The 25,970-nt window shown below is 47.8% G+C and carries 28 protein-coding genes; 27 read left to right on the top strand and 1 reads right to left on the bottom strand.

Features of this window, described 5'->3' with window-relative positions; translation table 11 throughout:
• Positions 1 to 6: 6 nt before the first annotated feature.
• From ACZ43I_RS11535 to ACZ43I_RS11520, 4 genes are all read left to right on the top strand, one after another.
• Positions 7 to 771, top strand: coding sequence for a TatD family hydrolase (locus ACZ43I_RS11535; protein WP_344703734.1), 765 nt, complete (start codon positions 7 to 9; stop codon positions 769 to 771).
• A gap of 71 nt (positions 772 to 842) precedes the next feature.
• Positions 843 to 1,397 carry a ribonuclease M5 gene (gene rnmV, locus ACZ43I_RS11530; RefSeq protein WP_344703732.1) on the top strand — a complete coding sequence of 185 codons (555 nt, stop codon included), beginning with the start codon at positions 843 to 845 and terminating at the stop codon, positions 1,395 to 1,397.
• 1 nt (position 1,398) lies between these two features.
• The gene (rsmA, locus tag ACZ43I_RS11525) at positions 1,399 to 2,295 is read left to right on the top strand and encodes a 16S rRNA (adenine(1518)-N(6)/adenine(1519)-N(6))-dimethyltransferase RsmA (RefSeq protein WP_344703730.1); all 897 of its coding nucleotides are present in this window, start codon (positions 1,399 to 1,401) and stop codon (positions 2,293 to 2,295) included.
• Positions 2,296 to 2,369: 74 nt separating this feature from the next.
• A complete protein-coding gene (locus ACZ43I_RS11520) occupies positions 2,370 to 2,633 on the top strand; it encodes a Veg family protein (RefSeq protein WP_344703728.1) in 264 nt (87 codons plus the stop codon).
• An 85-nt stretch (positions 2,634 to 2,718) separates the two neighbouring features.
• On the opposite strand, the gene ACZ43I_RS11515 is transcribed toward ACZ43I_RS11520, so the two are convergent.
• Positions 2,719 to 3,282, bottom strand: a complete 564-nt coding sequence (locus ACZ43I_RS11515) for an NADPH-dependent FMN reductase (protein WP_344703726.1) — start codon at positions 3,280 to 3,282, stop codon at positions 2,719 to 2,721.
• Between the two features lie 211 nt (positions 3,283 to 3,493).
• Here ACZ43I_RS11515 and ispE point away from each other — a divergent pair, with 211 nt between their 5' ends.
• From ispE to lysS, 23 genes are all read left to right on the top strand, one after another.
• Positions 3,494 to 4,339 carry a 4-(cytidine 5'-diphospho)-2-C-methyl-D-erythritol kinase gene (gene ispE, locus ACZ43I_RS11510; RefSeq protein WP_344703724.1) on the top strand — a complete coding sequence of 282 codons (846 nt, stop codon included), beginning with the start codon at positions 3,494 to 3,496 and terminating at the stop codon, positions 4,337 to 4,339.
• Positions 4,340 to 4,401: 62 nt separating this feature from the next.
• Positions 4,402 to 5,250 carry a pur operon repressor gene (purR, locus tag ACZ43I_RS11505; RefSeq protein WP_344703722.1) on the top strand — a complete coding sequence of 283 codons (849 nt, stop codon included), beginning with the start codon at positions 4,402 to 4,404 and terminating at the stop codon, positions 5,248 to 5,250.
• A gap of 23 nt (positions 5,251 to 5,273) precedes the next feature.
• The gene (locus ACZ43I_RS11500; RefSeq protein ID WP_344703720.1) at positions 5,274 to 5,651 is read left to right on the top strand and encodes a RidA family protein; all 378 of its coding nucleotides are present in this window, start codon (positions 5,274 to 5,276) and stop codon (positions 5,649 to 5,651) included.
• A 65-nt stretch (positions 5,652 to 5,716) separates the two neighbouring features.
• A complete protein-coding gene (gene spoVG, locus ACZ43I_RS11495) occupies positions 5,717 to 6,103 on the top strand; it encodes a septation regulator SpoVG (protein ID WP_344703718.1) in 387 nt (128 codons plus the stop codon).
• Between the two features lie 130 nt (positions 6,104 to 6,233).
• The gene (gene glmU / locus ACZ43I_RS11490) at positions 6,234 to 7,595 is read left to right on the top strand and encodes a bifunctional UDP-N-acetylglucosamine diphosphorylase/glucosamine-1-phosphate N-acetyltransferase GlmU (RefSeq protein ID WP_344703716.1); all 1,362 of its coding nucleotides are present in this window, start codon (positions 6,234 to 6,236) and stop codon (positions 7,593 to 7,595) included.
• A 13-nt stretch (positions 7,596 to 7,608) separates the two neighbouring features.
• Positions 7,609 to 8,583: a ribose-phosphate diphosphokinase gene (locus ACZ43I_RS11485; RefSeq protein ID WP_344703714.1), complete on the top strand. Its 975-nt coding sequence runs from the start codon at positions 7,609 to 7,611 to the stop codon at positions 8,581 to 8,583.
• Positions 8,584 to 8,701: 118 nt separating this feature from the next.
• Positions 8,702 to 9,331, top strand: coding sequence for a 50S ribosomal protein L25/general stress protein Ctc (locus ACZ43I_RS11480; protein ID WP_344703712.1), 630 nt, complete (start codon positions 8,702 to 8,704; stop codon positions 9,329 to 9,331).
• A gap of 64 nt (positions 9,332 to 9,395) precedes the next feature.
• Complete coding sequence (gene pth / locus ACZ43I_RS11475) at positions 9,396 to 9,968, top strand: aminoacyl-tRNA hydrolase (RefSeq protein ID WP_344703710.1); 573 nt, start codon at positions 9,396 to 9,398, stop codon at positions 9,966 to 9,968.
• Positions 9,961 to 13,431 carry a transcription-repair coupling factor gene (gene mfd / locus ACZ43I_RS11470; protein ID WP_344703708.1) on the top strand — a complete coding sequence of 1,157 codons (3,471 nt, stop codon included), beginning with the start codon at positions 9,961 to 9,963 and terminating at the stop codon, positions 13,429 to 13,431. Before pth ends, mfd begins: the two co-directional genes overlap by 8 nt.
• On the top strand, positions 13,428 to 14,606 hold the full coding sequence (locus ACZ43I_RS11465; RefSeq protein ID WP_344703706.1) for a MazG nucleotide pyrophosphohydrolase domain-containing protein: 1,179 nt from the start codon (positions 13,428 to 13,430) through the stop codon (positions 14,604 to 14,606). The genes mfd and ACZ43I_RS11465 overlap by 4 nt, the downstream gene beginning before the upstream one ends.
• Entirely contained in the window at positions 14,596 to 14,871 is a 276-nt protein-coding gene (locus tag ACZ43I_RS11460) for an RNA-binding S4 domain-containing protein (RefSeq protein ID WP_344703704.1), read from the top strand. Before ACZ43I_RS11465 ends, ACZ43I_RS11460 begins: the two co-directional genes overlap by 11 nt.
• A 62-nt stretch (positions 14,872 to 14,933) precedes the next feature.
• Complete coding sequence (locus tag ACZ43I_RS11455; protein ID WP_344703702.1) at positions 14,934 to 15,344, top strand: FtsB family cell division protein; 411 nt, start codon at positions 14,934 to 14,936, stop codon at positions 15,342 to 15,344.
• Positions 15,345 to 15,429: 85 nt separating this feature from the next.
• A complete protein-coding gene (locus ACZ43I_RS11450) occupies positions 15,430 to 15,804 on the top strand; it encodes a S1 domain-containing RNA-binding protein (protein WP_344703700.1) in 375 nt (124 codons plus the stop codon).
• Between the two features lie 57 nt (positions 15,805 to 15,861).
• On the top strand, positions 15,862 to 17,115 hold the full coding sequence (gene tilS, locus ACZ43I_RS11445) for a tRNA lysidine(34) synthetase TilS (RefSeq protein ID WP_344703698.1): 1,254 nt from the start codon (positions 15,862 to 15,864) through the stop codon (positions 17,113 to 17,115).
• Positions 17,099 to 17,647, top strand: coding sequence for a hypoxanthine phosphoribosyltransferase (gene hpt, locus ACZ43I_RS11440; protein ID WP_344703696.1), 549 nt, complete (start codon positions 17,099 to 17,101; stop codon positions 17,645 to 17,647). Before tilS ends, hpt begins: the two co-directional genes overlap by 17 nt.
• A gap of 74 nt (positions 17,648 to 17,721) precedes the next feature.
• Complete coding sequence (gene ftsH, locus ACZ43I_RS11435) at positions 17,722 to 19,785, top strand: ATP-dependent zinc metalloprotease FtsH (protein WP_344703694.1); 2,064 nt, start codon at positions 17,722 to 17,724, stop codon at positions 19,783 to 19,785.
• A 75-nt stretch (positions 19,786 to 19,860) separates the two neighbouring features.
• Complete coding sequence (gene hslO / locus ACZ43I_RS11430; protein ID WP_344703693.1) at positions 19,861 to 20,730, top strand: Hsp33 family molecular chaperone HslO; 870 nt, start codon at positions 19,861 to 19,863, stop codon at positions 20,728 to 20,730.
• A gap of 68 nt (positions 20,731 to 20,798) precedes the next feature.
• Entirely contained in the window at positions 20,799 to 21,728 is a 930-nt protein-coding gene (gene cysK, locus ACZ43I_RS11425; protein WP_344703691.1) for a cysteine synthase A, read from the top strand.
• 122 nt (positions 21,729 to 21,850) lie between these two features.
• On the top strand, positions 21,851 to 22,639 hold the full coding sequence (gene folP / locus ACZ43I_RS11420; RefSeq protein WP_344703689.1) for a dihydropteroate synthase: 789 nt from the start codon (positions 21,851 to 21,853) through the stop codon (positions 22,637 to 22,639).
• Entirely contained in the window at positions 22,632 to 22,997 is a 366-nt protein-coding gene (folB, locus tag ACZ43I_RS11415; RefSeq protein WP_344703687.1) for a dihydroneopterin aldolase, read from the top strand. The genes folP and folB overlap by 8 nt, the downstream gene beginning before the upstream one ends.
• Positions 22,997 to 23,473 (top strand): 2-amino-4-hydroxy-6-hydroxymethyldihydropteridine diphosphokinase, encoded by a 477-nt coding sequence (folK, locus tag ACZ43I_RS11410; RefSeq protein ID WP_344703685.1) that lies wholly within the window; start codon positions 22,997 to 22,999, stop codon positions 23,471 to 23,473. The genes folB and folK overlap by 1 nt, the downstream gene beginning before the upstream one ends.
• Positions 23,466 to 24,461, top strand: coding sequence for a tRNA dihydrouridine synthase DusB (dusB, locus tag ACZ43I_RS11405; RefSeq protein WP_344703683.1), 996 nt, complete (start codon positions 23,466 to 23,468; stop codon positions 24,459 to 24,461). The genes folK and dusB overlap by 8 nt, the downstream gene beginning before the upstream one ends.
• Positions 24,462 to 24,473: 12 nt before the next feature.
• On the top strand, positions 24,474 to 25,961 hold the full coding sequence (lysS, locus tag ACZ43I_RS11400) for a lysine--tRNA ligase (RefSeq protein ID WP_344703681.1): 1,488 nt from the start codon (positions 24,474 to 24,476) through the stop codon (positions 25,959 to 25,961).
• Positions 25,962 to 25,970: the final 9 nt, after the last annotated feature.

The following is a 25,970-nucleotide window of genomic DNA, read 5'->3' as shown; positions in this document are numbered from 1 at the left end:
TTATTTATGCTTATAGATACACACGTTCATCTGAACGCCGACCAATATGATGATGATCTGGAAGAAGTGTTGGAGCGGGCAGAATCTGCTGGCATCGAAAAGATGGTGGTGGTGGGTTTCGACCGCAAGACGATTGAACGGACCATGGAGTTGGTTGAGCGATACGATAATGTCTATGGCGTAATAGGCTGGCATCCAGTCGACGCGATCGATTGTACTGAAGCAGATCTGGCATGGATTGAAAAATTATCCGAACATGAGAAGATAGTCGGCATCGGCGAGACCGGTCTTGATTACCATTGGGACAAATCACCCCATGACGTCCAAAAGGAAGTATTCAAAAAACAGATCGCACTCGCAAAACGAGTCGATCTGCCGATTATCATCCATAACCGCGAAGCCACAGAAGATTGTGTGGAGATCCTCAAATCTGAAGGGGCGCACGAAATCGGAGGCATTATGCATGCTTTCAGCGCATCACCGGAAGTGGCAGATGAAGTCATTGATATGAACTTTTATGTATCCTTAGGCGGACCTGTGACCTTTAAGAATGCACAGGAGCCTAAAGAGATTGCGAAGCATGTCCCGTTGGATCGTCTATTGGTCGAAACGGATGCACCTTATCTTGCACCGCATCCATACCGTGGCAAGCGTAATGAGCCTGCACACGTCAAATTGGTCGCGGAGAAGATTGCAGATCTCAGGGAGATCTCCTATGAAGAACTGGCTAAGCAGACTACACTTAATGCCGAACGTCTTTTTGGCATATAGATAAAATCACCGCCCGGCGGTGATTTTATTTTTTGCAGTGCAAATATGATATTATGAAAAGAGGTGCAGACATGGAGAAACCAGTCATAAAGGAAGTCATCATCGTGGAAGGCAAGGATGATACGAGACGGTTGAATGAAGCTGTTTCCTGTGAAACGATCGAAACAAAAGGGTCGGCCATAGATGAGGTTGTGCTGAAGGAAATAGAAGTGGCGCTGAATACAAGAGGGGCCATCATCTTTACAGATCCCGATTATCCGGGCCAGAAGATCAGAAATACCATTCTTGAACGCTTCCCTGACATAAAAGAAGCGTTTGTCTCGAGGACTAAGGCAAGAGGCAGAAATGGCAGCATAGGCATCGAACATGCTTCAAAAGAAAGCATCATCGAGAGCCTATCAAAGGTCTACACGAGTGTTTCTGATTATACCCCCCACATCACCATCAGTGACATGGTGGGCTGGGGGCTATCCGGCAGTCAGGAAGCCGCTGTAAAGCGCACTCGTCTGTGTGAAGAATTGAATATCGGCTATGCAAATGCCGGACAGCTGAGGAAGAAATTAAACCGGTATGGCATTCAGCATGAACAGATCGAAGATATATTAAAAGCAATTGAAGGGGAATAAGATGAAAGATATCGCAACGGCGGGAAGAACGAAGCAGATACTGGCTGACCATGGTTTTAAATTCAAGAAGAGCCTGGGCCAGAACTTCCTTGTGGATTTGAATGTAATCAGGGAAGTACTCGATAAGGCTGGCATTTCAGATAAGACGGGCGTCATCGAAGTGGGGCCTGGCATCGGATCATTGACTGAGCAACTGGCGAAAAGGGCGCAGAAAGTAGTAGCCTTCGAGATAGACCAGCGGCTGATTCCGGTGCTTGACGATACGCTATCGCCTTATCCCAATGTAAAAGTCATCAATGAAGATATATTGAAGGCAGATATCGAAGCCGTCATCAAAACAGAATTCGACGGATGTGAAGAGGTCATTGTAGTGGCAAACTTGCCGTACTATATTACGACACCGATACTGATGCACTTCCTTGAGTGGAATCTACCGATTTCGCGCTATTATGTCATGATGCAGAAAGAAGTGGGGGAACGCATCAGCGCACGTCCGAACAGTAAGGCGTATGGCTCATTATCGATCGCCATCGATTATTTCACAGAAGCCAGAATCATCCGTAATGTACCTAAGGCAGTCTTCATGCCGCCTCCTAATGTCGATTCCATCATTGTGGAAATGGTTGCGCGGACGAAGCCCAAAGTTGCGGTTGAAGACGAAGAATTATTCTTTGCGCTGACGCGGGGTGCATTTGCGCAGAGGAGAAAGACGATACTGAACAATTATTCGATGCTGTTTGAAGAAGGAAAAGAGAATAAGGCCAGAATTGAGGCTATGCTGACACAGGCAGATGTCGATCCGAAAAGGCGGGGGGAGAGCCTGGCGATCGAGGATTTTGCACGCATATATGAAGCTTTGGAATCGTTTACTGAATTGAAATTGGCACCTAAAGCATAAAACTGTCGCAATTACCATGAAATTTTGACAAATTCATGTAAACTTGCTATAATGGTTTTAGTGAGGTGGGCCAAATGCCAAAAACTTTGATCGACATCAAAAAAATTCTTGATTGTCAATTGGGTAACCCAGTTTTACTCCGTGCAAATGGAGGGCGCAAGAAATTGATTGAGCGACGAGGTGTTCTTAGAGAAACGTACCCTTCTGTATTCGTCGTGGAATTAGACCAGGAGGAGCACAGCTTTGAAACAGTGTCATATACATATACAGATGTATTGACATCCAATGTTGAAGTGACATTCTATAACGAAGAAAAAGAAGCATTTGTAATCCAGTAACTGAACGCAGTTGCTATCTTTGATGGCAGCTTTATGCATGATAATAAAAATAACGGACAGCCGATGGCTGTCCGTTATTTTTATTTTATCTGATTGTCTTCAGGCCTTTCGACCAGTTTACCGTTGTAGTGATGACGTTCTCCACCGTAGCATTATGGATAGGGTTCGGTTTGAATGTCTTCATATCTTCAAAGTCGGTGAATAGGCTGAATGCTCCAAAAGGTGTTACGGTCGCAACATTAAGGTTGCCGAGTATTTGGCGCAGCGACAGAGAAGCTGCTACGCCAAGCGTCGAACCATAACCGATGATGCCGGCGGCTTTATGCCCCCACTCAGGACCGATGTAGTCAATGGCATTCTTGAGTGATGAAGTGATGCTTTTATTGTATTCAGGAGTGATGAATATGAAGCCATCCAACTCATCAATCTTTTTTGACCATGCATTAACTGTATCTTTAGAGTAGGATTTGTTAGCCATTGCCGGCGGCAGATCCTCATTGAACATCGGAAAATCATATTCTTTTATATCCACAATCTCAAATTCAGCTTCCAAATCCATTTTTTCTGCAAAATCCTTGACCCATTCTGCCACCTGGAGATTGACTCGAGCAGGGCGTGTACTACCAGTTACGATACCTATTTTAACCATTGCAATTGCCTCCATCATAAAATATTATCAATTTACGCAGTAGACTATTAAAAAGTAACTACCGTTTATAATAATATCTCAAATTCGTATTAGTGCAACCTTTTTGTCTGCGAAGCGGCGTGTTGTGGCTTCATATATCATAAAGTCATATTTTATATATGCTTTTTATGATAAACTGATAAAAAAATGACCGTATGATGGAAGTGAAATTATGCATTTTGAAACGGCACCCGCCAAAATCAACTTGACTCTGGATACGTTGTACAAAAGAAAAGACGGCTACCACGAAGTGAACATGGTCATGACGACAGTCGATCTGAATGATCAGCTCTCGTTCGAGAAGCGCAATGACCGGAAGATCGTAATCCATACGGAACATCGGCATGTTCCCCTGGATCGGAGGAATCTGGCCTATCAGGCTGCTGAACTGATGTTCCGGGAATATGGGATTGAAGCGGGCGTTACGATAACTATCGATAAAAATATTCCCATCGCTGCCGGACTTGCCGGTGGTTCTGCAGATGCTGCGGCAACGCTTAGGGGCATCAACGCACTCTTTGGACTCGGCATAGACATCGATACCCTGGCCCATCTAGCCAGTCGACTCGGGTCTGATATTCCATTTTGTGTATACGGGGGGACTGCATTGGCAACAGGCAGGGGCGAGCAGGTGGAACGCCTGCCGAAGCCTCCGAAGGGTTGGGTCGTGCTCGCGAAGCCAAATATGAAAGTGTCGACTAAAACAATCTACCAGGCATTGGAGCCGGGGAAAAATGCGGCGGTTTCAACGGCTATGGCAGAAGCGCTCCGTGCAGGGGATCACGAAAAGATGATGCGCCTGATGAAAAATGATCTGCAAGAAGTGACTGTAAAGAATTACCCCGAGGTCAATAAGCTTATAGATACGATGCTGCGCAACGGTGCTGAAGGCGCCATGATGAGTGGTAGCGGCCCCACGGTCTTCGGCCTGGTCCAGAAAGAACGGCAGGCGATCCATCTCTATAATGCGATCAAAGGATGCTGTAATGAAGTATATAAAGTCAGATTGTTGGGATGATTGCTAAAAACCGAACTTTTATGTTAAAATCACTATATTAAATACGGTTTAGGAGTCAGTGTATGAAATTCAAACGCAGTGAACGGCTGGTCTTCATGACCCAGCATCTCACTTCACATCCGAACCAGTTGATCCCACTGACCTACTTTGTCGATAAGTTCAGTCAGGCTAAATCTTCCATCAGTGAAGATATTAAAATAGTCAAAGATGTCTTTGAAACAGAGGGTATCGGACTGGTTCAAACTACCGCAGGAGCTGGCGGAGGCGTGACATTCCGTCCAAAGATCGATCATGTACGCTCAGTGGAGATCGTTGAGCGGTTCATGGAAGTGCTTAAAACTAAAGATCGGCTACTGCCTGGAGGCTACCTTTACATGTCGGATATAATGGGGGATCCCCATATGATGTCCGACATCGGAAAATTGATCGCCACGATGTATGGAGGGGCGTCCATCGATGCCGTCGTCACCGTCGCCACAAAAGGGATATCACTGGCAAACGCTGTGGCAAGGGAACTTAATGTATCGGTCGCGGTCATACGCAAAGACAACAAAGTGACTGAAGGATCCACTGTTTCCGTCAACTATGTATCGGGATCGACTCGTAAAATAGAAACGATGGTCTTATCGAAGCGGACTTTGAAGGAAGGAGCGAAAGTCCTTGTAGTCGATGATTTCTTGAGGGCAGGCGGGTCTATTACAGGCGTCATCAATCTTATGGAGGAATTTTCGGCCCAAGTCGTCGGTGTAAGTGTCCTGGTTGAAGCCAAGCAGGTGGAGAACCGGAGATTCAACGATTATACATCATTGCTCAAAGTATCGGAGATTGATGAATTCAACCAATCCTTTGTAGTGGAAGAAGGCAATTGTCTGGAGTATATTGAAAATGATACTGAGGAACATCAGTCATAACAATAAAAGGAGTTTTGAAATATATGGAACCAATTAATGCAAAAAAAGCACCGGAAGCACTCGGTCCCTATAGCCACGGCGTCAAGGTAGGCAACATGTTCTATTCATCGGGACAGATTCCGCTCAATTTGGAGGGCGAGGTGATTTCCGAGGAAGTACAGGCCCAGACTAAGCAAGTCATGGACAATGTCGGCCATGTCCTCGAAGCTGCAGGCCTCGGTTATGAAAACGTGGTCAAGACGACGATCTTCATCAATGACATGAATGACTTCCCACAGATCAATGAAGTTTACGGACGTTATTTTACGGGTAAACTACCAGCAAGATCATGTGTAGAGGTCAGTCGTTTACCGAAGGATGTCAAAGTGGAAATAGAAGTCATTGCATCTGATGTGATTTAACAATATGGTTGACTGAAGCAGTACACATACGATCCAACAATAATTATTATTGGGGGAAGCGGATAATGAAGATAACAGACGTAAGACTGCGTAAAGTAAACAACCAGGACACTCGGATGAAAGCACTTGTATCAATCACTTTTGAGGGTGCTTTTGTAATCCATGACCTCAGAGTCATAGAAGGGAACAACGGACTCTTCGTCGCGATGCCGAGCAAACGTACACCGGATGGAGAGTTCCGTGATATCGCCCATCCGATCAATTCTGAAATGCGGCAGCATGTGCAGGAAGAAGTGATGCGGGTATATGAGGAAACGGAAGATCCTGAACCCGCAGGGGAAGCATCCGATGAAACGTCGGAGACAATCGTGGACCCTTCTGAACAGGAGACGATCCGACGCGAAACAGATTCTGACGAGGCCGGACAGGCCCAGATAAAAGAAGAAGAATAGCCTGAACCCGCAAAGTACCCGCTTTGTGGGTTTTTTAGGTTCCGAAAGTATGGGAATGATGACGGTTAAACCTTGAAACTGGAAGGTTACTAAAATATAATTGAATGTAGCTATAAAATGGGGGGACATTATGCAGACGAGAGCGATAATCTTGGCAGCCGGAAAAGGTACACGGATGAAATCAGAGAAATCTAAAGTGCTGCATGAAGTGGGCGGAGTCCCTATGATCCAGCACGTCATCGACAACTTGAGAAAAGCAGGGATAGAAGAGATCCACGCTGTGCTGGGGCATGAAGCGCAAGTTGTGCGGGATCGTCTTGATGACGACATCAAGACTACGATCCAAAAAGAACAGCTTGGAACTGCACATGCAGTACAGCAGTTGCAAGAAGCACTTGGCGGTACCGACGGACAGACGATGGTCATATGCGGAGATACGCCGTTGATCAGCGAGACGACAATGCAGACATTCATGAAATATCATCTGGAGTCAGGCGCAAAGGCGACGATTTTATCAACAAGGACCCAAATACCTTATGGTTATGGCAGAATCATAAGGAAAGAGAATGGGTCGGTCAGAAGGATTGTGGAGCAGAAGGACGCAAATCCCGCCGAGCAGGAAATCAAGGAAGTAAGCTCAGGAACCTTCATTTTTGATAATAGACTACTGTTTGAAGCATTGGAGAAAGTGGATAATGATAATGCACAAAATGAGTACTATCTGCCGGATGCCATAGCGATAATGCGCGACAGGGGTGCCCGTGTGGAAGCATATCTCACACCCGATTTCGAAGAGGTGCTCGGCATCAACGACAAGATGGCGTTGGCGAAGGCGGAAGAGGTGTTACGCGAGCGGATAAATACGCAGCATATGCAAAATGGTGTCACCTTGATAGATCCGAACGCCACTTATATAGACGCAGAGGTGCAAATCGGTCCTGATACCATCATATATCCTGGAGCAGTGCTCAGAGGGCGGACCAGAGTTGGAGAAAATGTAGTCATTTCTTCAGGCTCTGAAATCAAAGATTCGTTCATCGACGATGAGGTGGAGGTCAAGCATTCGGTTGTGCTTGGTTCTAAAGTCGGCAAAGGCACAACTGTCGGTCCATTCGCCCAACTGCGGCCAGGCTCTGAACTCGGCAAATCAGTCAAGATCGGCAATTTTGTCGAAGTGAAAAAATCACAGCTTGCGGATGAGGCGAAAGTGTCGCATCTCAGTTATATAGGAGATGCTGAAATTGGTGCGAGGTCGAACATCGGTTGTGGTACAATTACAGTGAACTATGACGGCAAAAATAAATTCAAGACTGAAATCGGCGCGGATGCCTTCATCGGGTGCAACTCCAATCTGATGGCACCGGTGAAGATCGGGGACCGCTCCTTCATAGCCGCAGGATCGACGATTACAGACGAAGTGCCGGAAGATAGCTTGGCCATTGCGCGTAACAGACAGACGACAAAAGAAGGATACTTAAAAAAAGACAATTAATTGGAGGATCAACATGTTAGCTTCTAGCAATCAATACAAAAACTCGAATCTGCGTCTCTTCTCCCTGAAGGCCAACGAACCACTTGCAAAAGAAATTGCAGACCACATCGGCATTCCCCTCGGCAAATGCCAGGTCAACAGGTTTTCGGATGAGGAAGTCCAAATCAATATAGAAGAGAGTGTCCGCGGCTGCGACGTCTTCGTAGTACAGCCGACAAGCCAGCCGGTCAACGAACATCTGATGGAATTGCTTATTATGATTGATGCATTGAAGCGCGCCTCTGCAGCAACGATAAATATTGTAATGCCCTACTATGGTTATGCCCGTCAGGATAGAAAGAGCAGATCCCGCGAACCGATTACGGCGAAGCTTGTTGCAAACTTGATAGAAACAGCTGGAGCGGACCGCGTCATTTCACTCGATCTGCACGCCCCGCAACTGCAAGGTTTCTTCGATATCCCGATAGACCACCTCATGGGCGTTCCGATCCTCAGTGATTACTTCGTAGAGCATAAGGGTCTGGACTTTGAGGAAGTAGTCGTAGTTTCCCCGGACCACGGCGGTGTGACCCGCGCCCGTAAGATGGCGGATCGTCTGAAGACACCGATTGCCATCATCGACAAAAGGCGGCCGAAACCGAATGTTGCAGAAGTGATGAACATCGTCGGGGAAATCGAAGGCCGGACGGCAATCATCATTGATGACATCATCGATACAGGCGGCACGATGAAATTGGCAGCTCAGGCGTTACTCGATAAAGGCGCCAAGGAAGTCTATGCATGCTGTACACACCCTGTATTGTCAGGCCCGGCCATTTCGAGGATCGAAGAGTCTGTCATCAAGGAACTTGTAGTCACCAACTCCATTCAAATGCCTGAAGAGAAAAAGAGCAGCAAGATTGTCGAACTATCAGTCGGCGAGTTGATGGCTCAGGCAATTGTACGTGTCTATGAAGAGGAATCTGTAAGTATCCTGTTCGACAATTAACTGAATATCACAAGATTTTTTACAAACACCATGGTAATATGCTATTATTATCCATGGCTATGTGTTAAATTAGGCAATGCTAAAACAACTGTCTGTAAATGAAAGGTGGAAATATACCATGGCAAAATTGGCCTCAAAGCATAGAGAAGGCAAAGCGAAGCGTTCAGAAGTTACTGAACTGCGCAGAACGGGACAAATCCCGGCGGTCATCTATGGCTATCAAGTGGAAAATACTGCTGTTGCAGTAGACGAGAACGAATTCATCAAAGTAATACGCGAAGTTGGACGTAACGGTGTCATCGACCTTGATATCGACGGAAATACAACTAAAGTGATGGTTACTGAGTATCAGTTCGATTCCTTGAAGAACCAGATCACGCACATCGACTTCATCGCAATCAACATGAAGTCTGAAGTGACGGTTGAAGTAACCATTGAAGTAGTGGGTGAAGCAGCTGGAACTAAAGAAGGCGGCATCGTTGAGCAGCCGATATTCGAAGTTTCTGTAACAGCAACTCCGGACAACATTCCAGAATCCATCGAAGTCAATGTCGAGGAAATGGAAATCGGAGATACACTCTACGTTTCAGATATCCGTGAAAAAGGCAACTTCACCATCGAAAATGAAGATGATGAAGCGCTTGTCACAGTGGTACCTCCTCAAAAAGAAGAGGAACCTGAAGAGGACGAAGAAGCTGCTGAAGGTGAAGAAACAGAAGCTGCTGAAGAAGAGAAAGACGAAGAATAATAATGTGAATGAACATGGCGGTGGATTTCCCATCGCCTTTTTTCACGTTGTATGAGGTGAGTATATGAAATGTGTCATCGGTCTTGGAAACCCCGGAAAGAAATATGATGGTACGCGTCACAATATTGGGTTTATGGTCATCGATCACCTGTCGGATGACCTTGGTATAGAACTGTCGAACAAAAAGTTTAAGTGCCACTTTGGTGTGGGTTATCATAAAGGTCAGAAAGTGATGCTGGTAAAGCCTCAAACTTTCATGAACCTAAGCGGTGAAGGTGTCAGACCCCTCCTTGACTATTATAATATTGAGACGGAGGATATCTTGGTGCTGTATGATGATCTGGACCTTCCTGTCGGCAGATTACGCCTGAGGCAAAAAGGGAGTGGTGGAGGCCATAATGGCATAAAATCGCTGAACCAACATCTTGGTACCGAAAAGTACAACAGGATCAGGATTGGCATTGACAGGCCGGCTCCCGGCTCCTCGATCCCGAATTACGTATTGGACAAATTTCCGAAGGCTGAGCACAAACTGCTCGATAAAGTCATTCAGCGGTCTGGAGCAGCTTCAGCTGCATTTGTTACAGATCCCTTCCAGGAAATCATGACAGAATATAATGGTGATGTAGATGAATAAGAATATATCCCGGCGCATCCAGGAAGATGAACGCTTCTTGGAAGTGGCGAATCATCGGGATGCCCTCAACATGATGGTGACGGGCATCAACGATGACTTTAAACCTGCCCTGTTGTACGAACTCGCGCAAGCTGAAAAGCGTCCGATTGTAATATTCGTTCAGAATAACCATCAGATGGAAAAACTGGCCAACCCCTTGATGGACATGATGGATAATGTCCATACGTTCCCGGTCGGCGATATCATGGTGGAAAACCATGCCAAACAAAGCCCTGAATTCATGAAGTCGCGCATGAGCAGCCTATTTGCTCTGGCCCACAATGAACCGGGCTTATTCGTCGTGCCTGTACACGGGCTTCTCAAGCCGGTCATGCCGAAGGATAAGCTCCTAAGCTATGAGAAGACCATCAAGCTTGGCAGTGTAATCGATTATGACCAGTTCATAGAAGATCTTGTAAGCCTCGGGTACAGGAGGATGAATCAGGCAGTCCATTTTGGTGAATTTGCGGTGCGCGGAGACATCATAGACGTCTATATGTCAGAGCGACTTGTACGGATCGAGTTCTTCGACGATGAAGTTGATTCACTCCGATCCATAGATCCTGAAACGCAGCGCTCCATCGAAAATATCGATGCAATCACGATGGAGCCCCATGCAGAGCATATCATCGAGCGGCAAGAGCGGGAGCAGCTACTCGAAAGGATCGAAAAGCTGTACCAGGAGACACGCGAACAGCTCGACCAGGCAGGGAAAGAAGCACTTGATGAATATTATGATACCGTCACGCATCCGGATCAGACGTTCAATCATCTGGTCCAGTACAGCCATCTGTTGTTTGAACGGCCGATATCCATCATCGACTATATTACAGAGGACCACCGTGTAATCGTCGACGAAGTGAAGAATATGGCTTCAGCGTACGAGGCGGAATTCACATCGGTAAGCAGCTATTATGAGTCGATGGTTGCCGCAGGGCGGATGTTCAAAGGTGGTGGGAACTTCCTTGAAGGCCAGTATGAACGCATGCTGTCGATAAAAGGTGCGACCTACTTTACGCTCTTCACTAAAAGCATGCCCGTCGACATCGGACATATAGTGAAGATTTCGGTGCGTCCGACTGAAATCTATTACGGCCAGTATGATATTCTGGCGTCCAATTTGAACCGCATGCTCCAGGATGACTATATGATAAACATCGTGCTCCGTGATGAAGATGAGATCATGAAGACACGTCAACTTCTTGAAGACTTGAAGATACCGAGCTATATCCGGGAGATCCCCGTGGACTCCGGGATCGTCCTTACGGAAGGGGCACTCCCTAAAGGCTTCATATTGCCGTTCATGAAGGTGGCGGTACTCGGCTCAAAGGAACTGTACAACAAGACCAGCCGAAAGAAGAAGCGCCAAAAGAAGCTCTCCAACGCCGAAAAGATCAAATCCTATCAGGAGTTGAATGTAGGCGATTACGTCGTTCACCTCCACCATGGTGTAGGCCGTTACCTTGGCATTGAAACGATGGAAGTATCCGGCATCCATAACGACTATATGAAACTCCAGTATAAAGGGACCGACCAGCTGTACATTCCGGTCGATCAGATGGATCTTGTCCAAAAATACGTGGCGAGTGACGATGGCCAACCTAGAATGCACAAGCTCGGCGGTACGGAGTGGAAGAAGACGAAAGCCAGGGTCGAGGCCAATGTCAACGAGATAGCGGATGAGCTGATCAAGCTCTACCAGGAACGCAGCCAGGCGAAAGGGTACGCGTTTGCCGAGGACAATGATATGCAGATGTCTTTTGAAGAACGCTTCCCATATGAACCGACGCCCGACCAGTATGCTTCAGTCAATGAAATCAAAAAAGACATGGAGGCAGAGCAGCCGATGGACCGTCTGCTCTGCGGGGATGTAGGATACGGCAAGACGGAAGTTGCGATCCGGGCCGCCTTTAAAGCCGTCCAGGATGGCAAGCAGGTGGCTTTTCTGGTCCCGACCACCATCCTTGCAGCGCAGCATTTCGAAAGCCTGATCGAGCGTATAGAGGACTTTCCGGTGAACGTGGCAATGATGAGCCGCTTCAGGACGCCGGCGCAGCTGAAAAAGACAAGGGAAGGACTCAAAGAAGGCACCGTCGATATTGTGGTGGGCACACATAAGATTTTGTCGAAAGATGTCCAATTCAAAGACCTTGGCCTGCTTGTCGTAGATGAGGAGCAGCGTTTTGGGGTAAAGCACAAGGAAAAGATCAAGCAATTGAAGACGAATGTGGATGTATTGACGCTGACGGCTACTCCGATCCCCCGTACGCTGCATATGAGTCTGTCTGGTGTCAGGGATCTGTCGGTCATCGAAACACCTCCGGAGAACCGCTTCCCCGTCCAGACGTATGTCCTCGAATACCAGGCGGACTTCGTCCGGGAGGCGATAGAACGGGAAGTGGCCAGGAACGGCCAAGTATTCTACCTGTATAACAGGGTCGATACAATCTATCAGAAGAAGGCACATGTGGAAGCACTCGTACCCGATGCCGAAGTCGGCGTCATGCACGCCAAGATGAATGAGAAGGAGATAGAAGAGACCATGTTCGCCTTCGTCAACGGCGAATATGATGTCCTGGTGACGACGACGATCATCGAAACGGGCGTCGATGTGCCGAATGCCAACACATTGATCATCGAAGACGCAGATCGTTTCGGCCTAAGCCAGCTCTACCAGCTACGTGGCCGTGTTGGACGAAGCAACAGGATCAGCTATGCCTATCTCTTCCATCAACCGGATAAGGTTCTGACGGAAGTGGCCGAAAAACGGTTGGAGGCAATCAAAGAATATACAGAACTCGGCAGCGGCTTCAAAATTGCTATGCGAGATCTGAATATACGGGGTGCTGGAAATCTGTTGGGTAAACACCAGTCCGGGTTCATAGACTCGGTGGGCTATGAGCTCTACTCTGAGATGCTGGAGACGGCAGTCAAAGAAAAGCAGGGGATGGAGCCTGAATCAGAACCGGTGAACATCCCAATCGATGTCACGTTGGATGCCTATATTCCAGCGACCTACATTCCGCATGAACAATCGAAAATAGATATATATAAACGTCTGAGGCGTGCAGAATCGATAGAGATAATCCGTGATATCGAGGATGAACTGCTCGATCGATTCGGTGAATATCCAGTAGAGGTAGAGCGGCTCCTGCAACTGGTGCGGATTAAAGTCTACGCCCTCATGTTCGGCATCTATCAGGTGAAGGAAGACAAACGTCACTTCTATCTGTATGTCTCGAAGAAATCGACAGAACAGATTGATGGGCAGAAACTGTTCATGGATACCCAGGAATTCGGGCGCATCATGAAGGTTTCTGTGCAGAACGGTGAAATGAAGATTACCATCCAAAGTCGGGATGTCGCCCAACTGGTCAAGATCCTTGAAGTGATACAGGAAAGCAGAATGGAGGAAGTCCTATGAAAAGAATAGAAGTGATCGGTCTGGGCAGTTCGGACCTTGCCCAGATGCCGCTTGGCATCTGGCAGCGACTGACGCAGGCGGAAAAGATCCATCTGCGCACTAAAGACCATCCGGCAGTGCAGGCACTGGAAGAAGAGGGCATGGTGCTGTTGGATTTTGATGGGGTATATGAACAGCATGAATCCTTTGAGGGGACGTACCGGCATATAGTGGATGCGCTGCTTGAAGCGGCGACGGAGGCTGATGTATTGTACGCAGTCCCGGGACATCCGCTCTTTTATGAAACGACTACTGAACTGCTTATGCAACATGCTGCGGCTAACGAAGTCGAGTTGAAGATAACCGGCGGGCAGAGCTTCATCGATGCAGTTGTCACGGCACTTGAAATACCTGTGAATGAAGGCTTCCAAGTCATAGATGGCATGAACATCACCACAAAGGACTTGAACCATCGTCAGCACACCTTGGTCACACAAGTGTATGATCAGCATAGCCTTGGGGAAGCTAAACTCTCCCTGCTGGAATATTATCCGGCCGATACAGCAGTCCGGGTTGTAGATGCAGCAGGCAGTCCCGAGCAAAAGATATATGACGCAGCACTCCACGAAATAGACCATGGCGGCATAGCCGGTAACCTGTTGTGTCTGTATATCCCGAAAGTGGATGACGAACGTCTCGACATGCGTGATATCGACTATATGGTCGAAGTTTTCGATGTGCTCGTCGGGGAAGATGGATGTCCATGGGATAAGGAACAGACGCACGAATCGCTCGAACGGCACCTTATAGAGGAAACATATGAAGTGATAGAAGCCATTGAAAACGAGGATGATGAAGCCATCGTCGAAGAATTTGGTGATATCCTGCTTCAGGTGGCCCTGCATAGCGCAATCGGTAAGAAAGATGGCTTCTTCGATTTCTATGATGTGCTGGAGAGCCTGACGGCAAAGATCATCAGACGGCACCCTCATGTCTTCGGTGAAGAAATTGTGGAGACCCGTGAAGACCTCGACCGTGTCTGGGCTCGTGCAAAGCAGAAGGAAGGCAAGCGCGAAAAGATCAAGCACGAGAAAGCATACGGGGAAATTGTCTTGGGCTGGATGAAGGAAACGATCCATGAAGGTAAAGCTCTGGACGAGATCCTGAAGGAAGGAGGATACAAAAATGAGACTTGATAAATTCCTGAAAGTGGCCAGAGTCATCAAGCGCCGTACGTTGGCCAAGGAAATCAGTGATGACGGCAGGGTGAAAGTGAATGACCGGGCGGCAAAAGCGGGTACTGTTCTATCCGTCGGCGACATCGTCGAAATTGAATTCGGTCGTAAAATTGTAACTTTGAAGGTCATGGAGCTCGGTGCTCATGCAAAGAAAGAAGATGCCGAGCGTATGTATGAAATAATAAAAGAACAGAAAATTGAAAGAGATTCTGATTTTCTCTAGCAAACGGCGCCCTTATGGTGTATTTTAAAGATAGAGAACGGACAAATTAAGGGTGTGTTGCCGTGAGTAAAGTTGTTAAAGTAATCAACAATTACACAAAAAGGCGCGAGAAAGAGAAGAAAGTGGAACGGGCGGAGGACCGCGTCGTCAAAAAACGTACGATGGTCATCGGCAGTCTGCTGCTTCTTGTCGTTGGCGTGATGCTTCTTATCGCCTTCAATCAGAAAAACGAGAATCAACTGCTCCACGAGGAGCGGGTCCAGGCCCAGGTGGTCTTGGAAGAGCGCATTGAAGAATCCAAAGATCTGGAACAGCAGATCAAGCAATTGAATGATGATGATTATATAGCGCGCATCGCAAGGAGTGAGTTTTCCCTATCGGAAGAAGGGGAAATCATATTCAATCTCCCTGATGTCAAAGAACAGAATGGAACAAAAGAAGAGCCAAAAGAAAATAAAGAACATGAAGAATAATCATTGCATATTGTAATGATTATTTTTCTATTTAATGGTATGATGGTAGGAGATTAAATGCTAATTGGGAGGATCATATATCAAGATGTCAGTTGAAGTGGGCAGTAAAGTAAAAGGTAAGGTCACAGGTATCAAGAATTTCGGTGCGTTCGTACAATTACCGGGAGGCAAGACAGGACTTGTGCATATCAGTGAGGTTGCAGATCAGTATGTGGAAGATATCAACGAACACCTTAGTGTGGGCGAAGAAATAGAAGTGAAAGTCCTATCCGTTGGTGACGACGGTAAAATCAGCCTGTCCATCAAAAAGGCAAAAGAACAGAAACCTAAACCCAAGCCGCGCAAGGAATCATCTCCTGAGGATTTCGAGAAGAAGCTCTCAAGCTTCATGAAAGACAGCGAAGATCGCCTCTCGACAATCAAGAAGCAGACGGAGTCACGCCGAGGCGGCAAAAGATAAATATATAATCAGACGATTCCTGTAATCGTCTTATTTTATTTTGAGAAGGATGAGGCTATGGAACTCTTCATACCCTGGCATCAGGATGAAACGGTGGGGCTTGCCATATCGGGTGGAGTCGATTCGATGGTGCTCTATCACCTGCTGCATACACGCTATGCAGACAGGCAGGAGAAGCTCGTGCTTTTTCATGTCAACCACGGACAGCGTGAGGCATCGTTGTACGAGGCAGAGTATATCGGTGATATGGCTATGCGCGATGGCCATCAATTTGAAATGGTCACTCTGGATATCCCGGAAGCATCATTCAATCAAGAGGTGGCCAGGGCCGAACGTTACCGTTTCTTCGACAGAATGATGAAAAAGCATGGCGCCGGGGTACTGGCTACTGCACATCATCTTGATGATCAGTATGAAACGGTGCTGCACAGTCTGCTGTCCGGGCGTCATCTCCCGGGTGCGATGGGGATTCCGGATATCAGGAGGTCAGATTCATATGAAATCGTCCGGCCGATGATCGGCGTTTCCCGCAGAACGATTGAAGCCTATTGCACCGAGCACGCCATTACATTCTTCGAAGATGAAACAAACAGTGCCAGCGACTATACAAGGAATTACATCCGGCACAATATCATACCGCCGATCAAAGCGAGCAATCATCTTGATGTGAGTCATCTTCTCCAGATCAAGGAAGACATGGGGGCAATCGACGCCATGCTTTCGGAAATGGCAGAGGATTTCCTTACAGGGCAGGAGCAGGGCCTTAATCGTTCCAGCTTCAATGGCCAGCGCGCCATTCTAAAGTTCTATATTCTGGTGAAATGGTTGAAGCGGTACGGCGCTACCGTAAGAAGGCGCCATGCCGAAGAGATTATTGGAATCGTGGCATCAGATCTATCGAACGCTTCGTTCGATATCGGGGATGTACGTCTGGTCATTGCATATGAAAAAGTGATGGTTGCATCCGGGGAAGTGTATACCGAAGATACCCTGGTGATCGATTATGGTGGCACATACATGTTCAATGGCTACAGGATCACCGCCACCCTCCACCCAGAGCATTATCCACTTACCGTCAGGACGAGGCAGCCAGGGGATCGGATGCGCGTGCCGGGCACAGGCACAAAAAAACTATCCCGCATCTTCATCGATAAGAAGGTCCCTGCTGACGACAGGGAGGAGATGCCGGTCATCCTGGATCAGGATGATCAAATCATTGCACTGGGTGAAATTTATAATATAATGGATGACAAGGAAAAAGATAGTCGATTACTTATTGAGAAGGAGTTTACTGATGAGCCTAAGAAATGATATTAGCGAAATTGTATTATCTGAAGAAGAAATACAGGATATAGCAAGACGGCTCGGTAAGAAGATTACTGAAGATTATGAAGGAAAAACCCCGATACTGGTCGGACTGCTGAAAGGTTCGATTATGTTCATGGGTGATTTGGTCAAGTACATAGACACGCATCTCGAAATTGATTTCATGGATGTCTCGAGCTATGTGGGAACTGAATCTTCAGGGGAAGTCAAGATATTGAAGGATCTATCGACCTCTGTGGATGGGCGCCATATACTGGTGGTTGAAGACATCATTGAGACGGGGACGACGTTGAACTCCATAGTCGATCTGATCGAATACCGCAACGCAGCATCACTTGAGATTGTGACCCTGCTTGATAAGCCGGTAAACAGGAAACTTGAAGTGGATGTCAAATATGTGGGCACTGAAATTCCGGACGGCTTCGTTGTGGGATACGGACTTGATTTCGATGAGAAGTACCGCAACCTGCCTTATATCGGTCTTTTGAAACCGGAATTATACAAGTCGGTAAAATAAATCAAAAAAGTGGAATATTGCTATGAAATTATGGTACTATTCCTTTTAGTTGTATTAGAAATGGAGGTTTACGAATGCCTAAGAATATAGGCCGTAACATCGTGCTGATATTGATTTTATCAGTTATAATGTTTGGTATATTTCAAAGTTTTAATGGTGATTCAGCTCTTGAAGAAGAGCTTCAATATGGAGAATTCCTCGAGGAGCTGGATGCAGGCAACATAGAATCGCTCACGCTCCAGCCCGAGCAGAACGTATATCTCGTCGAGGGGCGTCTGGCAGATCAGAATGAGCAGGAGTCTTTCACTTCGGTCATTCCATATAACAGCACGTCGGACCTCGATCAGATACTGGAAAGTGCAAAAGCGCAAGAAAGCTTGGACTTTACCATTGAACCTGCCGAAGAGCAGAGTCCTTGGACAAGCATGCTGCTCACTTTCATTCCGCTATTGCTTATCCTCTTCCTCTTCCTGTTCCTGATGAGTAAGGCACAAGGTGGCGGCGGTGGCGGCGGTGGCCGTGTGATGAATTTCGGCAAGAGTAAAGCGAAGCTCTATGACGAAAGCAAGAAGAAAGTCCATTTTGATGACGTCGCAGGGGCAGATGAAGAAAAGGCTGAACTTGTGGAAGTCGTCGACTTCTTGAAAGATCCACGCCGCTTTGACCGTATCGGTGCACGTATCCCTAAAGGGGTGCTGCTGGTTGGACCACCAGGTACCGGTAAGACATTGATCGCAAGAGCTGTAGCAGGGGAAGCGGGTGTACCGTTCTTCTCCATCAGTGGTTCCGACTTCGTCGAGATGTTCGTCGGTGTAGGTGCCTCCCGTGTACGTGACCTGTTCGAGAACGCCAAAAAGAACTCCCCATGCATCATCTTCATAGATGAGATTGATGCTGTTGGACGCCAGCGTGGTGCCGGCGTCGGTGGTGGACACGATGAGCGTGAACAGACATTGAACCAGCTGTTGGTCGAAATGGATGGCTTCGGTGAAAACGAAGGCATCATCCTGATTGCTGCAACGAACAGACCGGATATCCTGGACCCTGCACTACTTCGTCCAGGCCGTTTCGACAGACAGATTCCGGTTGGCCGTCCAGATGTCAAAGGCCGTGAAGCAGTACTGAAAGTACATGCCAAAAACAAGCCGCTCGATGAATCCGTCGACCTCGGTGCAATCGCAGCCAGAACGCCTGGATTCTCCGGCGCAGACCTTGAGAACCTTCTGAACGAGGCAGCTCTCGTGGCGGCAAGATCCGATAAACGCAAAATTGATATGCGGGACATCGATGAAGCGACAGACCGCGTCATCGCCGGACCTGCCAAGAAGAGCCGCGTCATCTCCGAGAAGGAACGCAATATAGTCGCCTATCATGAAGCGGGTCACACCGTCATCGGCATGGTGCTTGACGACGCCGATATGGTGCACAAAGTGACGATTGTACCGCGTGGCCAGGCTGGTGGTTATGCAGTGATGCTTCCTAAGGAAGATCGCTACTTCATGACCAAACCTGAACTTGAGGATAAGATTGTAGGGCTGCTCGGTGGCCGCGTATCCGAAGAAATCTCATTCGGTGAAGTATCCACAGGTGCCCATAACGACTTCCAGAGATCCACAGGCATTGCGCGCAGCATGGTTACGGAGTATGGTATGAGTGAAAAGCTCGGACCGCTTCAATTTGGAGATTCGAACGGCCAAGTATTCCTTGGTAAAGATATGCAGTCAGATCCGAACTACTCTGATGATATCGCGTATGAAATCGACCAGGAAATGCAGCGTATCGTCAAGACACAGTACGAGCGCTGCCGTCAGATATTGACGGAACACCAGGAACAGCTCAACCTGATCGCGGAGACGCTCCTTACTGAAGAGACGCTCGACCGTGAACAGATTGAAGGACTCTTCTATCATGGTGAGCTCCCTGTTCGTGTCTATGACGAAGATCAGGAAGATAAAGAAGAAAAACCAGGTTCATCTTATAAAGAGGTGAAGGAGAACTTGCACCACTCGTCAGAAGATGAGGAAGAAATGGTGGAGCAGGAAGAAACTTCACAATACGATGGGCCAGACGATGACAAAGGTTATCGCAATGGACAAGATGCATCTGTCGGTGATCGAAATGATCGTGGACATAACTAGATGGCAGAATAACTGAAGAAATTGATGCCAAAGTCGCCTGAGGGCGACTTTTGGTGATTTATAGGAGGAAATTGGATGGACCACTTGGTCAGAGGAATTGGAATGAATGATGAAATACGTATTTTTTCAGTGGATACTACAGAAACGGTAAATGAAGCAGTAAGCAGACACGGGGCATTGCCGACGGCAGCTGCCGCTCTTGGACGCTCCATGACTGCAGGATTGATGATGGGATCAATGCTTAAAAATGAAGAGAAGGTCACACTGACGCTGCAAGGTGGCGGGCCGGTCGGCGCCATAGTGGTCGACAGCAATGCCAAAGGAACCGTGCGCGGCTATCTCAGCAATCCTGAAGTGCATTTTCCACTTAATGATAAAGGTAAGCTTGATGTCAGTCGTGCAGTGGGCACAGATGGCTATTTAAGTGTGGCGAAAGATATCGGTTTGAAGGAACACTTCACCGGTTCGACGGAAATTGTGTCCGGAGAGATCGGGGAGGATTTTTCCTATTACTTCTATACGAGTGAACAGGTGCCTTCCATCGTAGCGCTTGGTGTGTTGGTCAATCCGGATAACTCAATCAAGGCCTCCGGTGGCTTCATCATCCAGGTGATGCCAGGCGCAAGCGATGAAACCGTCCGCTTTTTGGATGAGCGTGCAAAAGAGATGACGCCTGTTTCCAAGCTGATTGATGCCGGATTATCCCCTGTAGAAATCATAGATGAAGCGATAGGCGCAGAGAACTGGAGGGTGCTTGACGAATCACCGGTGAAATTTGAATGCAACTGCTCAAAGGAACGCTTCCTCAACGCCATCGCTTCACTCGATCCGAAAGAGATCATCGCGATGATACAGGAAGATGGCGGGGCGGAAGCAGATTGCCATTTCTGCCGCAACAAAGTATGGATTGAGAAGGAAGAGCTGCAGGCGCTTCTGACCCATTAAAATTGATTGAATACGGATAAAATGGTATATTATCCATAGTCAATAAGTAGGAATAGGGGAGTGTTTATATGAGCAGACTGTATAATAATATTTCTGAAGTGATCGGCAATACGCCGCTTGTAAAGCTCAATCGGCTGACCGGTGAAGGCATGGCGGACATCTATGTCAAACTCGAATTCATGAATCCGGGCAGTTCCGTCAAAGACAGGATTGCGCTGTCGATGATCGAGCGTGCTGAAGCGGACGGCGTGCTGACTGGAGACACGACCATCATCGAACCTACCAGCGGCAACACCGGCATCGGACTTGCGATGGTTGCTGCAAGTAAAGGGTATAAGACGGTTCTCGTCATGCCTGACACAATGAGTAAGGAACGCCGTAACCTCCTGAAGGCATATGGTGCGGAACTCATCCTGACACCAGGCGCTGAAGGCATGAAGGGTGCAATCAAGAAGGCAGAAGAACTCGCCGGTAAGCATGGCTATTTCATGCCGCAGCAGTTTGAGAACATGGCGAATCCAGAGATCCATGAAAAGACTACAGGACGTGAACTTGTGGCGCAGGCTGAAGGCCTGGATGTCGGCGCATTCGTAGCTGGAATCGGGACGGGAGGCACGATATCAGGTGCCGGTAAAGTCCTGAAAGAGAACTATCCGGATATCGGCATCTATGCAGTCGAGCCAAAAGATTCCGCAGTGTTGAGCGGCGGTGAGCCTGGTCCGCACAAGCTGCAAGGCCTAGGCGCGGGCTTCGTCCCAGGCACCCTGGATACAGAAATCTATGACGAAGTGCTGCAGATCGGCAATGATGAGGCGATGGATTGGGCACGCAGGCTGGCCGCGGAAGAAGGCATATTGGGCGGCATCTCGTCAGGTGCAGCCATCAAAGCGAGCCTCGACGTGGCGAAGAAGCTTGGCGAAGGCAAGGCGGTCATCACAGTATTGCCGTCAAACGGGGAGCGTTACCTTTCCACCCCACTATTCAACTTTGAAGATTAGAGGAATTGAAGAAATACCATATCCGACATAGGATATGGTATTTTATTTTGCCTTCAGGAGGAATATATTTCATGCTTAAGTTGTGATATACTACACCTAATATTGTGGAAAAGGGTGAGTGTATGGAGCGCCTTCAAATCATGGGCATATTGAATGTGACGCCGGATTCTTTCAGTGATGGTGGCAGGTATAATTCAGTGGAGGATGCTGCCGCTCGTGCTGAAGAAATGGTCTCAGAAGGTGCCGACATCATCGATGTCGGGGGCTACTCGACCCGTCCCGGGCACAGCGCAATCAGTATAGAAGAAGAAACCGAAAGGGTCGTTCCTGTCATTGAAGCAATCCGCGGAATAGGAGTGGATATAGCGGTCGATACATTCAGGAGTGAAGTCGCCAAAAGTGCCCTGGAGGCTGGTGCGACGATGATCAATGACCAGTGGCGGGGTCAATACGATGAAAAGATATTCGATGTCGTGAGCGACTACAATGTCCCGATTTTTCTGATGCACAATAATACCCATGCAACGTACGGAGATGTAGTCCGGGATATGATCGGGGAACTTGAGACTTCCATTAAGATGGCCAAATCCCGCGGTGTCAAGGCGGATAAGATCTGGCTTGACCCCGGCATCGGCTTTGCGAAGACGCGTGAAGAGGAGCTTGAGGTCATGCGGCGCCTAGAGGAGCTGGTGGCAACAGGTTACCCTGTGCTTTTGGCCACAAGCCGTAAACGCATGATCAAAGAATTGATGGCTGAAGCGCTGCCCGCTGCCGAACGTGACGAAGCCACTGCCGCAACGACAATCTACGGTATTGATAAAGGCGTCAGGGCGGTGCGCGTCCATAATGTCCGGCTTAATAGAAAGATTGCCGATTCCTATATGAAGCTCAAGGAGGATCTGGATGGATAACATTAAGATAAATGGCATTAAAACATATGCGTATCACGGGGTATTTGATGCGGAGCGTCAGCTCGGACAATTCTTCATCACAGATGTCACCATGCACCTCGATCTGACAGCCGCCTCCACGACGGATGATCTCAATCTGACGGTCAATTACGGCGAAGCCTATAAGTTGATAGAAGATGTGATTGCAGGAGAACCTGTCAACCTTATAGAATATTTGGCGGGAAAGGTGTCGCAGACCTTGTTTGACCGATATGATAAAATAGTAGGAGTAGAAGTGACGATAACTAAAGTGAACCCTCCAATTGAAGGGCACTACGAAAACGTCAGCATCACTCTGAATAGAAAGCGGGAAAATTAATGGCGGTTGTATATTTAGGATTGGGAAGCAATATTGGAAAACGCAGCGATAACCTGGAAATGGCCATCCAAAAACTGGATGAGCAGCCAGAAGTGGAAGTCGTAAAACGTTCTTCGATAATCGAAACCCTGCCATACGGAAAGACGGATCAGCCTGACTTTTTGAATATGTGTCTGATGATCAAAACCCGTGTCTCACCACTTGAGCTTCTGGAACTGATCCACATCATCGAACATGATATGGGGCGTGTCAGGGAAGAAGTCTGGGGGCCCAGGACAATTGATATCGACATACTGCTCTATGAAGATCTGGAGCTTGAACTGGATGAGTTGACCATTCCGCACGTTGAGCTGCATAAGCGTGACTTTGTCCTTAACCCACTCTCAGAAATCGCCGCAGATGTCGTCCACCCCACTTTCGGCAAGACGATCGGCACCTTGAAGAAAGAGCTTGAAGCAGGTGGGCACAATGTTTAAGATCGGTGATGTCGAGATAAATAACAGGGTCGTCCTTGCACCTATGGCTGGGGTGTGCAATGTGGCCTTCAGATTGACTGTGAAAGAATTCGGGGCTGGCCTTGTCTGTGCGGAAATGATCAGTGATAAGGCTCTTCTGTTCGGCAATGAAAAGACTAAGCGCATGCTGTATATCGATGAAAATGAACATCCAATGTCACTCCAGATATTCGGTGGCGAGAAGGAGACGCTGGTTGAGGCGGCAAAATATGTGGATGAGAACACCTCAGCTGATATCATTGACATCAATATGGGGTGCCCGGTTTCTAAAATCATCCGGTGCGAAGCAGGTGCGCGTTGGCTGCTCGATCCCCCGAAGATATATGACATGGTCAATGCTGTCGTCCAGAATGTCTCCAAGCCGGTGACCGTCAAAATGAGGATCGGATGGGATAGCGCGCATATTTATGCAGTGGAGAACGCAAGAATGGCCGAAAAAGCAGGCGCCGCTGCGATCACGATGCACGGGCGTACCCGCGAGCAGATGTACGAAGGGCAAGCGGATTGGGAAATCATCCGCCAGGTCAAGGCGGCGGTGGACATCCCGGTCATCGGCAACGGCGATGTCACGTCGCCGGAGCTGGCCCAGAAGATGCTCGATGAAACAGGGGTCGACGCAGTCATGATCGGCCGTGAGGCGCTTGGTAACCCGTGGATGATCTACCGCACGGTGCATTACTTGGAAACAGGTGAACTCATCGGGGAACCCGATCTGAAAGAGAAGATGGATGTACTTAAACTGCATATGGACCGTCTGATCGACCTTAAAGGTGAAAAGGTGGCACTTATGGAGATGCGCAAACATGCTTCTTGGTATATGAAGAATATAAAGGGCAATGGCCGGATAAGGAAAGGGATCAATCAATCTGAAACGAGATCCCAGCTTGTTGCAGTGCTCGATGAATTCGTAGCGGAACATCAGGCAAACAATACAGAATTGATAGTATAGGAGAGAGAAACTGTGAGTGAAGAAATAAACGACCAGATAAACGTCAGAAGAGAAAAAATGCAGCAGCTTATCGATCTTGGCATGGATCCATTCGGATCGAAATACGAACGTAAGGCATACTCAAGTGATCTGAAGGAAGAATGGGATGCATTCTCTAAAGAAGAGCTTGCTGAAAAGGAAGACCAATCTGAAACGATGATCGCAGGACGCCTGATGACCAAGCGTGGTAAAGGTAAAGCCGGATTTGCGCATATCCAGGACATCAACGGCCAGATCCAGATCTATGTCAGGAAGGATCAGGTGGGTGAAGCCGATTTTGAAATATGGCAGCAGGCTGACCTTGGAGATATAGTCGGGGTCAAAGGTGTGATGTTCAAGACCAACACGGGAGAACTATCCGTCAAGGCACAGGAGTTTACACTGCTGACTAAGGCGCTGCGCCCATTGCCTGACAAGTACCATGGCCTAAAAGATGTTGAAGAGCGTTACCGCAGACGCTACCTCGATCTGATTACAAGTGAAGACTCAAAAGAGACGTTCATCAAACGCAGTAAGATCATCCAGGAAATGCGCAACTATCTGAATCAGCGCAATTTCCTTGAAGTCGAGACACCGATGATGCACACGATTGCAGGTGGGGCACAGGCACGGCCTTTCGTGACGCACCACAACGCTCTTGATATGGAACTGTTCATGCGTATCGCAATTGAACTGCATCTGAAGCGCCTGATTGTTGGAGGCCTCGAAAAAGTCTACGAAATCGGCCGTGTGTTCAGGAATGAAGGCATTTCAACGCGCCACAACCCGGAATTCACGATGATTGAATTGTATGAAGCATATGCAGATTTCAATGATATTATGGATCTTACGGAAGAGATGGTTGCCCATATCGCCAAAAATATCAATGGCACGACAGTCGTCGAATATGGTGGTGAAGAAATCGATCTGACACCAAGATGGAAACGGGTGCACATGGTCGAGGCGGTCAAAGAGAAGACGGGCGTTGACTTCTACAGTGTAGAATCTGATGAAAAAGCCCACGCACTCGCCAAAGAGCACGGCATTGAAGTGCGTGACAATATGCAGTATGGTCACATATTGAACGAGTTCTTTGAACAGAAAGTGGAAGAGACGCTCATTCAACCGACATTTGTCTACGGCCATCCGGTTGAGATTTCACCACTGGCTAAACAGAACACCGACGATCCAAGGTTTACAGACCGCTTCGAGCTGTTCATCGTCGGACGCGAGCACGCCAATGCATTCACGGAACTCAACGACCCGATCGATCAGAGAAGGCGCTTTGAAGCTCAAGTTGCAGAGAAAGAAGCGGGCAACGATGAAGCGCATGATATGGATGAAGACTTCCTGGAATCGCTTGAATACGGCATGCCGCCTACAGGAGGGCTTGGCATCGGCATAGACCGCCTGGTAATGCTGCTGACCGATTCTGCATCCATCCGGGATGTCCTGCTATTCCCTTATATGAGACAGAAATAGTAATGGGAT

Source organism: Salinicoccus jeotgali (assembly GCF_055379195.1).
The sequence above is the reverse complement of the archived record's forward strand: the minus strand, read 5'-3'. Positions and strand labels throughout refer to the sequence as shown.

Excerpts from the sequence above, each read along its gene's own strand:
- ACZ43I_RS11535 (WP_344703734.1), top strand. The coding sequence starts at position 7 with ATGCTTATAGATACACACGTTCATCTGAACGCCGACCAATATGATGAT.
- ACZ43I_RS11485 (WP_344703714.1), top strand. The coding sequence starts at position 7,609 with ATGTTAGCTTCTAGCAATCAATACAAAAACTCGAATCTGCGTCTCTTC.
- ACZ43I_RS11520 (WP_344703728.1), top strand. The coding sequence starts at position 2,370 with ATGCCAAAAACTTTGATCGACATCAAAAAAATTCTTGATTGTCAATTG.
- ACZ43I_RS11460 (WP_344703704.1), top strand. The coding sequence starts at position 14,596 with ATGAGACTTGATAAATTCCTGAAAGTGGCCAGAGTCATCAAGCGCCGT.
- rsmA (WP_344703730.1), top strand. The coding sequence starts at position 1,399 with ATGAAAGATATCGCAACGGCGGGAAGAACGAAGCAGATACTGGCTGAC.
- tilS (WP_344703698.1), top strand. The coding sequence starts at position 15,862 with ATGGAACTCTTCATACCCTGGCATCAGGATGAAACGGTGGGGCTTGCC.
- pth (WP_344703710.1), top strand. The coding sequence starts at position 9,396 with ATGAAATGTGTCATCGGTCTTGGAAACCCCGGAAAGAAATATGATGGT.
- rnmV (WP_344703732.1), top strand. The coding sequence starts at position 843 with ATGGAGAAACCAGTCATAAAGGAAGTCATCATCGTGGAAGGCAAGGAT.
- ACZ43I_RS11480 (WP_344703712.1), top strand. The coding sequence starts at position 8,702 with ATGGCAAAATTGGCCTCAAAGCATAGAGAAGGCAAAGCGAAGCGTTCA.
- folB (WP_344703687.1), top strand. The coding sequence starts at position 22,632 with ATGGATAACATTAAGATAAATGGCATTAAAACATATGCGTATCACGGG.
- folK (WP_344703685.1), top strand. The coding sequence starts at position 22,997 with ATGGCGGTTGTATATTTAGGATTGGGAAGCAATATTGGAAAACGCAGC.
- folP (WP_344703689.1), top strand. The coding sequence starts at position 21,851 with ATGGAGCGCCTTCAAATCATGGGCATATTGAATGTGACGCCGGATTCT.
- purR (WP_344703722.1), top strand. The coding sequence starts at position 4,402 with ATGAAATTCAAACGCAGTGAACGGCTGGTCTTCATGACCCAGCATCTC.
- dusB (WP_344703683.1), top strand. The coding sequence starts at position 23,466 with ATGTTTAAGATCGGTGATGTCGAGATAAATAACAGGGTCGTCCTTGCA.
- ispE (WP_344703724.1), top strand. The coding sequence starts at position 3,494 with ATGCATTTTGAAACGGCACCCGCCAAAATCAACTTGACTCTGGATACG.
- glmU (WP_344703716.1), top strand. The coding sequence starts at position 6,234 with ATGCAGACGAGAGCGATAATCTTGGCAGCCGGAAAAGGTACACGGATG.
- spoVG (WP_344703718.1), top strand. The coding sequence starts at position 5,717 with ATGAAGATAACAGACGTAAGACTGCGTAAAGTAAACAACCAGGACACT.
- ACZ43I_RS11465 (WP_344703706.1), top strand. The coding sequence starts at position 13,428 with ATGAAAAGAATAGAAGTGATCGGTCTGGGCAGTTCGGACCTTGCCCAG.
- ACZ43I_RS11515 (WP_344703726.1), bottom strand. The coding sequence starts at position 3,282 with ATGGTTAAAATAGGTATCGTAACTGGTAGTACACGCCCTGCTCGAGTC.
- ftsH (WP_344703694.1), top strand. The coding sequence starts at position 17,722 with ATGCCTAAGAATATAGGCCGTAACATCGTGCTGATATTGATTTTATCA.
- ACZ43I_RS11450 (WP_344703700.1), top strand. The coding sequence starts at position 15,430 with ATGTCAGTTGAAGTGGGCAGTAAAGTAAAAGGTAAGGTCACAGGTATC.
- hslO (WP_344703693.1), top strand. The coding sequence starts at position 19,861 with ATGGACCACTTGGTCAGAGGAATTGGAATGAATGATGAAATACGTATT.
- ACZ43I_RS11500 (WP_344703720.1), top strand. The coding sequence starts at position 5,274 with ATGGAACCAATTAATGCAAAAAAAGCACCGGAAGCACTCGGTCCCTAT.
- hpt (WP_344703696.1), top strand. The coding sequence starts at position 17,099 with ATGAGCCTAAGAAATGATATTAGCGAAATTGTATTATCTGAAGAAGAA.
- cysK (WP_344703691.1), top strand. The coding sequence starts at position 20,799 with ATGAGCAGACTGTATAATAATATTTCTGAAGTGATCGGCAATACGCCG.
- mfd (WP_344703708.1), top strand. The coding sequence starts at position 9,961 with ATGAATAAGAATATATCCCGGCGCATCCAGGAAGATGAACGCTTCTTG.